This window comes from Sphingomonas sp. BL-S-25 (assembly GCF_055521555.1).
In genome coordinates, this window is sequence record NZ_CM145486.1 from 1,843,441 (window position 1) to 1,856,585 (window position 13,145).

A 13,145-nucleotide genomic window follows, 5' to 3' on the forward strand; every position below is an offset into this window, starting at 1 on the left:
ATGTCAGGCGAGGATCGGGCGCGTGGCATTCCTCTGCGCGATGAGGACCAGCTCCGCCGCCAGCAGCGCCTGGTCCTGGTCCTGCGCGATCGAACTGCGCTCGACGATGTCGGTCACGAATTGCGGACCGAAGGGCAGGGGCACCTGCGAACAGTCCATGTAGCGGCTGCCCTTGCGGTCGGTGATGAACAGGTGGTTGCCGCCGCTGCGCCCCGCGACGTCGATATATTTGCGCAGCTCGATGAACCCCTCGGTGCCCAGGATGAACAACCGGCCGTCGCCCCAGGTGGCGAGTCCGTCGGGCGTGTACCAGTCGACGCGGACATAGCCGGTGCCGCCGTCGCCGGTCATCGTCATGTCCCCGAAATCCTCGAATTTCGGGCGGTCGGGCCAGGCGAGATTGCCGGTCTGCGAGGCGACAACCTTCGCGCGACGGCTGCCGGTGTAGAACAGGAACTGATCGGCCTGATGACTGCCGATATCGGTCAGGATGCCGCCATAGCGCGCCTTGTCCCAGAACCAGTCGGGCCGGCTCGGTGCGCCGACGCGGTGCGGCGCCAGATTGACCGTCTGGACGACCTTGCCGATCGCGCCCTGCTGGACCAGTTGTCCGGCCATCACCGCCGATCGCACCTCGAGCCGTTCTGAATACATGATCGCGAACTTGTGGCCGGTTTCCTTCACCGCGCGGCGGACATCGGCCAGCTGCTTCAGCGTGGTGATCGCTGGCTTGTCGGACAGATAATCCTTGCCCGCACGCATTACCCGGATGCCCAGCGGCGCACGCAGGTCGGGGATGGGGGCCGCGGCGACCAGCTGGATCGAGCGATCCTCGACGATCTCCGCCTCGCCGCGCGCGAGAATCGCCTGGGGATAACGTCGGCGGAAGGTCTCGATCTGCTTCGGATCGGTGGCATGGAACGAGACCAGAGTGCCGCCGCCGCGGATCATCGCGTCGGTCATCGAATAGATATGCGCATGGTCCAGACCGATCACGGCAAAGCGGATCCGGTGCTTCGCCTCGGGCGCGGGGCCGGTTGGCGCGGCCTGTTCGCCCACCGCATTGCCCTGACTCGCCGACTGCGCCAGCGCATCATGAGCGAAGGTCGCGGCCAGTCCGGCGATGCCGGCCCCGGCCAGGACCAGGCGACGGTCGATGTCGGTCATGAGGATTCCTTGCCCGCGCTGCGCGGCGTCGCCGGCGTCTTCCAGTTGATGACGTGATAGGTCGCTGGTCCCGTCCCGACATTGCGCAACGCATGCGGCGAGTTCGACGCGTTGAAGACGACCGAGCCCGGGCCCAGCCGCTTCCAGGCGCCCCCGTTCAGCACCTCGACCGTGCCCTCACGCACGATCACCAGCTCTTCATTGGGATGGGTGTGCGGCGGGTGAGAACTCGTGCCGGCATTCAGTGTGGTAACATGCATCTCGAGTTCGTCGAGCGTGGCGGTGGGCTGTCGCACCAGGTCGCGGACGGCACCGACATCGGTCGGTCGCTCCGCCATCGCCTGCCAGTTCCAGACCGACGGCCCCAACCGCTCCGGCGCGCCCTGCGACGCCGTCGCCGCCGATGCGCCGATGACGGCCGCCACTCCGGCGACGAGCATGTCCCTGCGTCCGAACCGCATCGGCCCTCTCCCTCTCGTCTATTTGTACGAGTTAAGGCAGGCTATCTGGATCGCGATCGACTGTCGAGGGGCTTCGTCGCCATATCGAACTGGATTAGCATGGGGGTCATGAGCGCACCCATACGAGTCGGCATCGGCGGCTGGACCTTCGAACCCTGGCGGGGCACCTTCTATCCGGAGGGGCTGACGCAGAAGAAGGAACTGGAATTCGCATCGCGCGCGCTGAGCGCGATCGAGATCAACGGCACCTATTATTCGACCTTCAAGCCGGCGACCTTCGAAGGCTGGGCGAAGACCGCGCCGGACGGATTCATGTTCACCGTGAAGGCGTCGCGCTTCTGCACGAACCGCAAGGTGCTGGCCGAGGCGGGCGAGTCGGTCGCGCGCTTCGTGGGGCAGGGGATCGTCGAACTGGGCGACAAGCTGGGCCCGATCCTGTGGCAGTTCATGGCGACCAAGAAGTTCGACGCGGACGATTTCGGCGCCTTCCTCAAGCTGCTGCCCGGCAGCCAGGAGGGGGTGGCGCTGCGCCATGCGGTCCAGGTGCGCCACGACAGTTTCCGCGACCCGGCCTTCATCGCGATGTGCCGGGCGGCGGGGGTCGCGATCGTCTTCGCCGATTCACCGCAATATCCGGCGATCGCCGACATCACCGGCGACTTCGTCTATGCCCGGCTCGAAAGCGGCGCGGACGATAACCCGCTCTGCTATCCGGAGCCCGACCTGGCGGCATGGACCGAGGCTGCACGGACCTGGGCGGCGGGCGGCAAGCCGGAGGGTCCGAGCCTGCCCTATGTCAGCGCCGAACCGCCTGCCGTGCGAACTCGGGAAACCTTCATTTTCTTCATTCACGGCGGCAAGGTTCGTGCGCCCGCCGCAGCCCAGGAGATGATCCGGCAGTTCGCCTAGGGCCGGAAAGGCTGCGGAGGATATGAAGTAACACGGTTCGTCGCAGCTAGGGAATCGTTCGTCGCAGCTTGGCGAGGGAGTGCCTTTTTCGTGCCGCAGGTTGCACGCATGCTCGATCCGGGCAAAGGGCGGTAAACGTGACGAATTTTTCGCAACTTGCGACCCTGCGGCGAAACGCAGGCATCAAGGGACTCCCCCTCCACCAGCGTGCGCGTCTCTGGTGGGCGGATCAGCCCGGCTTCACCGACATTCAGCGCGCCCTTACGCTCGGCGGGCTCGGTCCCGCCCTGCTGATGGGCTGCGCCGTTGCGGGGAGCGCGCACAGCGTCCTCGTGATCCCGGCGCATGGCAGTGCCGCCGCCCCGGCACCGGCGCATGTCAGTCGTTTCGATGCACCGGCGCCCCGGGCGCTGTCGGAGACGATCGACCGGCTGGTGCGCAATTTCGGCGGGAAGGTCGGCGTTTCGGTCATTGGGGTCGACGATGGCTGGATGGTGTCCGCCAATGGCAACACCCGCATGCCGCAGCAAAGCGTCAGCAAGCTGTGGGTAACGATGACCGTCCTCGACGCGGTCGACCAGGGGCGGATTCGGCTCGACGATCCGCTGACCATCACCGAGTCGGACTTCACCGTCTTTCACCAGCCGATCGCTGCCCTGGTGAAGAAGGATGTCGGCTATCGCTCGACCGTGCGCGAGATCATCCGCCGCGCGATGACGATGAGCGACAATACGTGCAACGACAAGCTCTTGCGGCTGGTCGGCGGGCCTCAGGCGGTGCGGTCGTTCATCCAGCGCAAGCAGCTCGGCGCGATCCGCTTCGGTCCGGGCGAACGGCTGCTCCAGGCCGGAACCGCCGGGCTCGAGTGGAAGCCCGAATATTCGCGCGGCAATGCCTTCGCGCTCGCCCGGTCGAAGCTGTCACCCAACGTCCGGCTGGCCGCGTTCGAATCCTATGTCGCCGATCCGGTCGACGGCGCGGCGCCCAGCGCGATCGCCGCGGCGCTGGCCCGGCTGCACAAGGGCGAATTGCTGTCGCCCTCGTCGACGTCATGGCTGATTTCGGTGATGCAATCCTCGCACACCGGCCGCCAGCGGTTGCGCGGCGCGGTGCCGCCGGGCTGGCAGTTCGGGCACAAGACCGGGACCGGCCAGGATCTGCGCGGACGCACGGCGGGCTATAACGATGTCGGCCTGCTGGTCGCGCCCGATGGCCGTACCTATTCGGTTGCGGTCATGATCGGCGACACGAAGCGGCCGATCCCCGAGCGGCAGGGGCTGATGCAGGCGGTCGTCACCGCGCTGGTCGCGAACCACCGCTAGTTCGAGCGCAAGCGGCGGGATGCCCGGCGGTTCGTTGTCGGGCACGATCGCGCCATGAGCTTCGACCCCTTTGACCTGACCGCGATTGAGCCCGTTCTGGATCGCCAGGGCTGGGCAATGCTGCCCCGCCTGCTCGATCCGGAGACCTGCGCTCGGATCGCCGCGCTGTACGACTCGTCGGACCGGTTCCGCAGCACGGTAACGATGGCGCGCCACGGCTTCGGCCGCGGCGAATATCGGTACTTCGCCTACCCGCTGCCCGGGATCGTCGCCGAGTTGCGCGAGCAGATCTATGCCGCGCTCGTTCCGACCGCCAATCGCTGGCACGAGCGGATGGGACTGACCCGTCGCTTCCCCGACCGCCTCCCCGCGTTTCTCGACCAATGCCATGTCGCCGGCCAGGCACGCCCGACGCCGCTGCTGCTCCGCTACGGGGCAGGCGATTACAATTGCCTTCACCAGGACCTGTATGGCGAGCATGTCTTCCCGCTGCAGATGGCGGTGCTGCTGTCGCAGCCGGGCGAGGACTTTACCGGCGGCGACTTCGTCCTGACCGAGCAGCGGCCGCGGATGCAGTCGCGGGCGGAGGTGGTGCCGCTCATGCGCGGCGATGCAGTGATCTTCGCGGTGAACCAGCGGCCGGTGGCGGGCACGCGCGGCGAATATCGCGTGGCGATGCGCCACGGCGTCTCCACGCTCCGGTCGGGACGACGCCACATGCTCGGGCTGATCTTTCACGACGCCGCGTGAGCTGCCATCGGCGCGGTTGGGGCTTGGTGCGGCCCCGCCGCTCGGCTATCCCGCGGCGATGCCCCATCTCTATCTCGTCGACGGCTCCGGCTATATCTTTCGCGCCTATCACCGGCTGCCGCCGCTGACCAACAAGCATGGCGAGCCGGTCGGCGCAGTCTATGGCTATACCACCATGTTGTGGAAGCTCGCCGACGAGTTGCACAAGGCCGACGGCCCGACCCATATGGCGGTGATTCTCGACAAGTCGGAGCACACCTTCCGCAACGAGATGTACGACCAGTACAAGGCGCACCGTCCGCCTGCGCCCGAGGATCTGGTCCCGCAATTTCCGATGATCCGCGACGCGACCCGCGCCTTCTCGCTGCCGTGCATCGAGGAACAGGGCTGGGAAGCGGACGACCTGATCGCCAGCTATACCAAGGCCGCGCTCGCCCAGGGGTGGCAGGTCACCATCGTCAGTTCCGACAAGGACCTGATGCAGCTGATGACCGATCCCAGCGTCGACATGCTCGACACGATGAACAATCGCCGGCTGGGACCCGAGGCGACGGTCGAGAAGTTCGGCGTCGGGCCGGAGAAGCTGGGCGAAGTGCTGGCGCTGATGGGCGACAGCGTCGACAATGTCCCGGGCGTGCCGGGCATCGGGCCCAAGACCGCCGCCAAGCTCATCCTTGAATATGGCACGGTCGACGCGGTGCTGGAGGCGGCGCCATCGATGAAGCCGTCGAAGATGCGCGAGAATCTGATCGAGCATGCCGACAAGGCGCGGCTGTCGCGCAAGCTGGTCGAGCTTGCCTGCGACGTGCCGCTTCCCGATCCGCTGGAGGAACTGGAGCTCAAGGGCATTCCCGACGCGCCGCTGCGCGCGTTCCTCGAGCATCACGGCTTCCGCACCCTGCTGAACCGGTTGTCGGCGGTGGCCGATGCGCCGGTCGACAGCCCCGAGCCGGTGCCGCTGCAGGACGATCCGCCCTGCAACCATGACGGCTATGAGACGGTCGTCGACGAGGCGGAACTTGATCGCTGGATCGCCGAGGCGCGGCACCAGGGCTGGCTCGCGATCGACACGGAGACGACGGGCGTCGATGCGACGCGTGCCGAGCTGGTCGGGGTCAGCATCGCGCTCCAGCCGAACAAGGCCTGTTACGTGCCCGTCGGCCATGGCGGCACGGACATGTTCGCCGAGAAGCCGCCGCAGATTGCGCAGGAGACCGTGCTCGCCAAGCTGAAGCCGCTGCTGGAGGATCCCGCGGTCCTCAAGATCGGCCATAACCTGAAATACGACATGATCGTCCTGTCGCGGCTGGGCGTTTCGGTCACGCCCTATGACGATACGATCGTGATGAGCTTCGACCTTGATGCCGGGCTGCACGGCCACGGCATGGACGAACTCGCGGCGACGCACCTCTCGCACAGCTGCATCGCCTACAAGGACGTGGTCGGCACCGGGAAAAGCCAGCTCGGTTTCGGCCAGGTCGATCTGAAGGCGGCGACGCGCTACGCGGCCGAGGATGCGGACGTCACGCTGCGGCTGTGGCGGCGGTTCAAGCCGCGACTGGCCTATGAGAGTGTCACGCGGGTGTACGAGACGGTCGACCGGCCGCTGGTCAGCGTGATCGCCGGCATGGAATGCGCCGGGGTGAAGGTCGATTCGGCCGCGCTGGCCCGGCTCTCGACCGAATTCTCGCACCAGATCGCGGCGCTGGAAGAGGAAATCCACGGCATCGCCGGGTTCAAGTTCACCATCGGTAGCCCCAAGCAGCTGGGCGACGTGCTGTTCGAGAAGATGGGGATCAAGGGCGGCCGCAAGGGCAAGTCGGGCGTCTATTCGACCGACGTCAACGAGATGGAGCGGATCGCGGCGGACAAGGATTCTCCCGGCCGGGTGATCGCCGCGAAGGTGCTCGACTGGCGCCAGCTCACCAAGCTCAAATCGACCTATACCGACGCGCTCCAGGCGCAGATCAATCCCGAAACCGGTCGCGTCCACACCAGCTATTCGCTGACCGGCGCCCAGACCGGCCGGCTGAGCTCGACCGACCCGAACCTGCAGAACATCCCGATCCGCACCGAGGTGGGGCGGCAGATCCGCGACGCGTTCGTGGCCGAACCGGGCAACGTCATCCTCGCGGCCGACTATTCGCAGATCGAGCTGCGGCTGGCGGCGCATATCGCCGACGTGCCGCAGTTGCGCGAGGCGTTCGAGCGCGGCGACGACATCCACAACATGACCGCGCAGGAACTGTTCGGCGAGGTCAATCGCGACACGCGCGGCCGGGCCAAGACGATCAACTTCGCGATCCTCTACGGCATCTCGCGCTGGGGACTTGCCGGCCGGCTCGACGTCACCGCGGACGAGGCGCAGTCGATGATCGACCGCTATTTCGACCGCTTCCCCGGCATCAACCGCTATATCGCCGACACGATCGCCGAGGCCAAGGAGAAGGGCTACACGACCACCCTGTTCGGCCGGAAGACGCATTTCGCCCGGCTGAAATCGAGCGTCCAGCACGAGCGTCAGGGCGCCGAGCGTGCTGCGATCAACGCGCCGATCCAGGGCACCAGCGCCGACATCATCAAGCGGGCAATGGTCCGGATGGGTCCCGCATTGGCCGAGGCCGGCCTGCCCAATGTCCGCATGCTGATGCAGGTCCATGACGAACTGGTGTTCGAACTGCCCGAGGGCGATGTCGAGGCGGCACGTCCGGTGATCGAGCGCGTCATGGCGACCGCCGCCGAGCCCTCGGTCAAGCTCAGCGTGCCGCTGGGCGTGGAGATCGGCGTCGGCCCGAGCTGGGGCGCAGCGCATTGAGTCGATTGGCTTGTTGGCGTCCCCGCCCTATTCCGGTGGCTGAACAGGTGAGGGGCCGGCGCACCATGGACAGCGGTCGCGCATGACGGACGATTCCACGGCCAAGGCCGACGACATCGCGCAGCTCGCCAAGGGCGGGCGGACGAACATCCTCGGCTTCGTGATCCGCCTGGCCGGACGCCTGCCGTTCCTGTTCATCGCTGGCCGCACCTATGGTCCGGAGATCGTCGGCCGCTTCGCGCTGGCGGTGCTGGTGATCGAGATCGCTGCGTTGCTGGCAACGCTGGGACTGAAGCGCGGACTGGCTCAGGCGCTGTCGACCACCGGGCGGCCGCATAATCACGTCGTCGCCGACGCACTGATGGTCGCGCTGCTCGCCTCGATCACCGCCAGCGTGCTGCTGGGCATGTTCCCGCAGGTGATGTTCCCCAACAGCCAGGTGACCGGGCTGGAGTGGCTGCTGCCCAGCATCGTCTTCGCGCTCGCCTGGTCCGATGTCGCCTTTTCGGCGCTGGCCTATAATCACAATGTCGGCGCGTCGGTGACCGCGCGCGCGATCGTCGAGCCCTGGACGATCAGCATCGCTGCCTTCATCCTGTCCTATCTGTCGTCGCGTGACGGGCTGATCATTTCCTATGTCATCGCCGAATTCGCCATGCTGATCGCGGCGATGGTGCCGCTGTACAAGATGTACGGCGTGCCCCGCGGCTGGCGACCCGAGCCGTTCCGGCTGCGGCGGATGGCGCGGATCAACGCGCCGCTGGCCGGTGCGGACGCGCTGGAATGGGGATCGCGCAACATCGACCGCTTCATCCTGGGCCTGATGTTCACGCCCGCGGTGGTCGGCATCTATTATATGGCACAGCAGGTCGCCTCGCCGGCGCAGCGGCTGAAGACCAGCTTCGACCCGATCCTCGGCCCGGTGGTGACGCGCAGCCTGGCGGTGGGCGATACCGAGTCGGTTGCCAAGCAGGTGCGTCAGGTCGCCTTCTGGGTGATGGCGGTCCAGGCGGCGATCGCCATAGCCATCGGCATCACCTCCGACGGCGTGATGGGCCTGCTCGGTGCCGGTTTCGTCGCGGGTGCCGGTGCGCTGTGCATCCTGCTGAGCGCCGAGGTGCTGGCCGCACCCGGCGCGATCGCCGAGGGCGGGCTGGTCTATATCGCGCGCACCCGCAACCTGATGATCTCGACCGGGATGCTGTGTTTCCAGGCGGTGATGAGCTTCGTCTTCATCATCGTGATCCGCGAGTTCGGCTACCCCATTGCCTATCAGGCGGTCGGTCCCGCACTCGCCCTCGCATTGTCGCTGCTGATCGGGTCGATCGTGAAGACCTGGCTTCTGTCGCGTCTGCTGAAGCGGCGCATCTCGGCGCTGCGCTGGGGCATGCTCGCGGCGATGGTCGCGGCCGCCGCGGTCGGGGTGCTGATCAGCAAATTCCCCGAATGGCTCCAGCTGACGATCGGCATCCCGCTGATGCTCGCCGCCTATTTCGCGGTGCTGCTCAAGCTCGCCTTCGGACCCGAGGACAAGGCTCTGTTCCGCAAGATGCCCAAGGAACAACAGCCCGCGATCGACGACGTCCCCTGACGCAAACGGCCGGCACCGCGTGGGCGGTACCGGCCGATCAAACGTTGGAGTGCGGCAATCGGCCGCGCCCGATCAGTGGCGGAAGTGGCGCATTCCGGTGAAGACCATCGCCAGGCCGGCCTCGTCGGCTGCGGCAATGACTTCCTCGTCGCGGATCGACCCACCCGGCTGGATCACGGCGGTGGCGCCTGCCTCGACCGCAGCCAGCAGGCCGTCGGCAAAGGGGAAGAAGGCGTCCGATGCGACCGCCGACCCGATCGTGCGCGGCGTGCCCCAGCCTGCCTTGTCGGCGGCGTCCTTGGCCTTCCAGGCGGCGATGCGGGCGGATTCGAGGCGGTTCATCTGGCCTGCGCCGATGCCGGCGGTCGAACCGTCCTTGGCATAGACGATGGCGTTCGACTTGACGTGCTTGGCGACGGTCCAGGCGAAGCGGCAATCGGCGAGTTCCTGCGCGGTCGGTGCCCGCTTGGTCACGACCTTCAGATCGGCCTCGGTCACCGAACCATTGTCGCGCGACTGGACCAGCCAGCCGCCAGCGATCGACTTGGCCTGGAACCCACTGCGCTTGGGATCGGGCAGTTCGCCGGTCAGCAACAGGCGCAGATTCTTCTTCGCCGCGAACACCGCCAGTGCGGCTTCATCGGCATCGGGCGCGACGACGACCTCGGTGAAGATCCCGGCAATGGCGCGCGCGGTCGCCTCGTCCAGCGTGCGGTTGAGCGCGATGATCCCGCCAAATGCCGACACCGTGTCGCAGGCAAAGGCCGCGGCATAGGCTTCCTCCAGCGTTGCCGCGGTGGCGACGCCGCACGGATTGGCATGCTTCACGATCACGACGCTGGGCTCTGCGTCGCGGAACTCGCTGACCAGCTCGAGCGCCGCGTCGGCGTCGTTGAGGTTGTTGTAGCTCAGTTCCTTGCCCTGGACCTGACGGGCCTGGCCGATGCCCTTCGCCTGCGGACCGGTAGCGGTATAGAATGCTGCGCTCTGGTGCGGATTCTCGCCATAGCGCAGCGTCGAGCCGTGCTTGAGCGTGACGGGCATCGTCTCCGGGAACATCTGGCCCTGGTCGGCGAAGCCGAACCAGCTGGCGATCATCCCGTCATAGGTCGCGGTCGCGGCAAAGGCGCGCGCGGCCAGGCGCTTGCGGAAGGCAAGGCTGGTGGCGCCGTCGCTTGCGTCCATCTCGCCGATCAGCTCGGCATAGTCGCCGGGATCGGTGACGATCGTCACGAAGGCGTGGTTCTTCGCCGCCGAACGGACCATCGACGGCCCGCCGATATCGATATTCTCGATGATCGTGTCGCGGTCCGCACCCTTGGCCACGGTCTGGGCGAAGGGGTAGAGGTTGACCACGACCAGGTCGATCGCGCCGATCTCATGCTCCGCCATCGACGCGACATGCGCGGCATCGTCGCGCACCGCCAGCAGGCCGCCATGGACCTTGGGGTGCAGCGTCTTGACCCGCCCGTCCATCATCTCGGGGAAGCCGGTCAGCTCGGATATGTCGCGGACGGACAGCCCCGCGTCGCGCAGTGCCGTCGCGGTGCCGCCGGTGGACACCAGCTCCACGCCGTGGCGGGCGAGCGCCTGACCGAGTTCGATGATGCCGCTCTTGTCGGAGACCGAGAGCAGTGCGCGGGCAATCTTGACCTGATCCATGAGCCCGCCCCTCTACGGATGCGGTGCCTCAGCGCAACCCCTGTTTGCGCTCAGCGTGCGCGATGGAAGACCCAGGTGACGTTGGCGCCGCCGGGCGGCGTGTCTGCGGTCACGACCAGTTGCTGCGTCGTGACCGGCCGGCCCTTGCCGTCGATCCAGATGCTTTCCTCGACCGCAAGCAGGCCGCCGCGCGCGCGGAACTGCCACACCGCGCCCGAAGGCAGGCGCAGAAAGGCCCCCAGCGCGTCGGCGGTCGGCGCGATCTCGATCCCCGGCGCCAGGTGGAAGCGGATGGCGAAGCCGGTGCCACCCTTTTGCCGGCGATGGTCGGCTGGCAGCAGCATGTCCTCGCCGCGCACATCCTTGCCGTCGGGCCCCAGCGAGATGGCGCGGCGATGGATGAAGCCGAAGCGGCGGACATAGCCGTCATGGCTCGCCTCGATCCGGCTGGCGGTATCGGTCTCCTGGCGGCTCAGCTCGACCTCGCCGACGCCGCGGCCAAGCGTTCCGTCGGCGTGGATCGCAGTCGAGTTGCTGTCGTCGATCGTCAGCGTCGAATGCGCCGCGGTGCTGCGCAGCGCCTCGGTCAGCTGGCGGGGCAGGCGCGAATCGGCCATGGCCGAACCGCCGCAATTGACCACGATACGATGCGGCCCGTCGGACAGTTCGAAGGCGAGTGTGGAGGCGCAGCCACCCTCGACCAGCCGGGCGAGCGGCGGCGGCGCGGCGTCCATGATCAGGACGGTGCCCTGTGCCGACAGTCGCTGATAGCCCCAGTCTCGCGCCTGCTTGAGCGGGCGGGTGCGGATGCCGGTCGCCTCGACCGACTGTTCGACGACGTCGCCCGGAATCGGCACCGACCCCTGCCAGCTCGCCAGCCCGCCATCGCCGTGGCACATGCCGAGCAGCGCGGTCACCATCTTCGCCATCGTCGTCTCGACAAAGGCGGGCGGCTCCAGCCGGCGGGCATCATAGCATTCGCACAGCATCGCCAGCAGCTGGATCGACTCGAGCAGCCCGGCGGGCGAGCGACCAACGGTGCCGCCATCGGAAAAGACCGACGCGGCCAGTGCCCGGTTCAGACCCGCCTCGCTTGCCGCGCGGCGCGGGTCGCCGCCGGGAATCATCAGGCCGGCAACCAGCACGCCGCACCACGCCGCGATGCGCGGGGTGCCGATCTGCACCCGGTCGGCGGTGCGATCGAGATGTCGCGCGCCGCGCGCGATCGCGTGCAGCACGTTGGAGCGATAGATCAGGTCGGGGCTCGACAGGATCAGCGGCGCATGCGCGATCCAGAACAGGATGCGGCGGCCCCACAGGTCGGCGCGCCATGCCGGGTCGGAAACCTTCTCGCCGTGAACCGCCAGCCATTTGGCCGTGATCATCTCGGCGATCGGTGCGCCGCCCGCGCGGGTCGTGACGGTCGACAGGTCGCGCAGCCAGGCGAAGCTGTGGACATGGTCGGAAAAGGCGCGCGAGAAGTCGGGCCGTGCAAAATCGAGCGCGGTGATCGCGCGTTCCTCGCCGCGGAACAGCATCGTACCGTCCAGCAGGGCGTGGCCGCGCTCGACATCGCCCATGAACGGATCGTCGGCCACCGCGATCAGCTTCAGCGGATAGCGACCGCGCAGGCGCATCGAATGCAGCGGCGTGCGCCAGGTCAGCCGCTGGAGCCGCTCCGCCACCCGGTCGGCGAGCGAGAGACCGCGATCGCCGCCAATGCGTACCAGCCGCTTGCCCTGATCGACCCCGTCGGCGGCGGGATCGTAACGATCATCACTCACTGGCCGCGCAGTGCCGCGATATTGTCGGCATAGCGTGACGGTCCGCCCTCGAAGGTGGCGGTGCCGGCGACCAGCGCATCGGCACCGGCGGCGATGACCCGTGCGGCGTTGCTGCGGTCGACGCCGCCATCGACCTCGAGGTCGATCGCGCGGCCGGATGCGGTGATCCGGCGCCTAAGCTCGCTGATCTTCGGCAACTGGCTCTCGATGAACTTCTGGCCGCCGAAACCGGGGTTGACGCTCATCACCAGCACCAGGTCGATCAGGTCCATGACATGATCGAGCACATCGACCGGCGTCGCCGGATTCAGGACGACGCCGGCGCGCTTGCCCAGCCCCTTGATCGTCTGGAGCGTGCGGTGGAGATGCGGCCCGGACTCGGGATGGACCGAGATGCAGTCGGCCCCCGCCTCGGCAAAGGCCTGGAGATAGGGATCGACCGGGGCGATCATCAGATGGACGTCGAACGGCTTGGCGGTGTGCTTGCGCAATGCCTTCACCACGCCCGGGCCGATCGTGATGTTGGGCACGAAATGCCCGTCCATCACATCGACATGGATCCAGTCGGCGCCAGCCTCGTCGATCGCCCGGATTTCCTCGCCCAGGCGGGCAAAATCGGCGGAGAGGATCGACGGTGCAATGCGGACGGCAGACATGACCGGGTCATTAGCACGCACCGACTCG

General features: G+C 67.3%; 10 protein-coding genes. 5 read left to right on the forward strand and 5 right to left on the reverse strand.

Features of this window, described 5'->3' with window-relative positions:
• Nucleotides 1-3: 3 nt before the first annotated feature.
• Together ACZ1H8_RS08865 and ACZ1H8_RS08870 are read right to left on the reverse strand one after the other, a co-directional pair.
• Entirely contained in the window at nt 4-1,167 is a 1,164-nt protein-coding gene (locus ACZ1H8_RS08865; protein ID WP_465180945.1) for a Gfo/Idh/MocA family protein, read from the reverse strand.
• Entirely contained in the window at nt 1,164-1,628 is a 465-nt protein-coding gene (locus ACZ1H8_RS08870) for a cupin domain-containing protein (RefSeq protein ID WP_465180946.1), read from the reverse strand. The genes ACZ1H8_RS08865 and ACZ1H8_RS08870 overlap by 4 nt, the downstream gene beginning before the upstream one ends.
• 108 nt (nt 1,629-1,736) lie before the next feature.
• Here ACZ1H8_RS08870 and ACZ1H8_RS08875 point away from each other — a divergent pair, with 108 nt between their 5' ends.
• From ACZ1H8_RS08875 to ACZ1H8_RS08895, 5 genes are all read left to right on the forward strand, one after another.
• A complete protein-coding gene (locus ACZ1H8_RS08875; protein ID WP_465180947.1) occupies nt 1,737-2,537 on the forward strand; it encodes a DUF72 domain-containing protein in 801 nt (266 codons plus the stop codon).
• A gap of 293 nt (nt 2,538-2,830) precedes the next feature.
• On the forward strand, nt 2,831-3,859 hold the full coding sequence (locus tag ACZ1H8_RS08880) for a serine hydrolase (protein WP_465181372.1): 1,029 nt from the start codon (nt 2,831-2,833) through the stop codon (nt 3,857-3,859).
• Between the two features lie 54 nt (nt 3,860-3,913).
• A complete protein-coding gene (locus ACZ1H8_RS08885) occupies nt 3,914-4,609 on the forward strand; it encodes a 2OG-Fe(II) oxygenase (protein ID WP_465180948.1) in 696 nt (231 codons plus the stop codon).
• 58 nt (nt 4,610-4,667) lie between these two features.
• Complete coding sequence (polA, locus tag ACZ1H8_RS08890; protein ID WP_465180949.1) at nt 4,668-7,424, forward strand: DNA polymerase I; 2,757 nt, start codon at nt 4,668-4,670, stop codon at nt 7,422-7,424.
• Between the two features lie 82 nt (nt 7,425-7,506).
• Nucleotides 7,507-9,015 (forward strand): lipopolysaccharide biosynthesis protein, encoded by a 1,509-nt coding sequence (locus ACZ1H8_RS08895; protein WP_465180950.1) that lies wholly within the window; start codon nt 7,507-7,509, stop codon nt 9,013-9,015.
• Between the two features lie 72 nt (nt 9,016-9,087).
• On the opposite strand, the gene purH is transcribed toward ACZ1H8_RS08895, so the two are convergent.
• Genes purH through rpe form a run of 3 tightly spaced genes read right to left on the reverse strand, consistent with a single transcriptional unit; the run spans nt 9,088 to nt 13,117 of the window.
• Nucleotides 9,088-10,677, reverse strand: coding sequence for a bifunctional phosphoribosylaminoimidazolecarboxamide formyltransferase/IMP cyclohydrolase (purH, locus tag ACZ1H8_RS08900; protein ID WP_465180951.1), 1,590 nt, complete (start codon nt 10,675-10,677; stop codon nt 9,088-9,090).
• Between the two features lie 50 nt (nt 10,678-10,727).
• On the reverse strand, nt 10,728-12,461 hold the full coding sequence (locus ACZ1H8_RS08905) for a heparinase II/III family protein (RefSeq protein WP_465180952.1): 1,734 nt from the start codon (nt 12,459-12,461) through the stop codon (nt 10,728-10,730).
• Nucleotides 12,458-13,117, reverse strand: a complete 660-nt coding sequence (rpe, locus tag ACZ1H8_RS08910; RefSeq protein ID WP_465180953.1) for a ribulose-phosphate 3-epimerase — start codon at nt 13,115-13,117, stop codon at nt 12,458-12,460. Before rpe ends, ACZ1H8_RS08905 begins: the two co-directional genes overlap by 4 nt.
• Nucleotides 13,118-13,145: the final 28 nt, after the last annotated feature.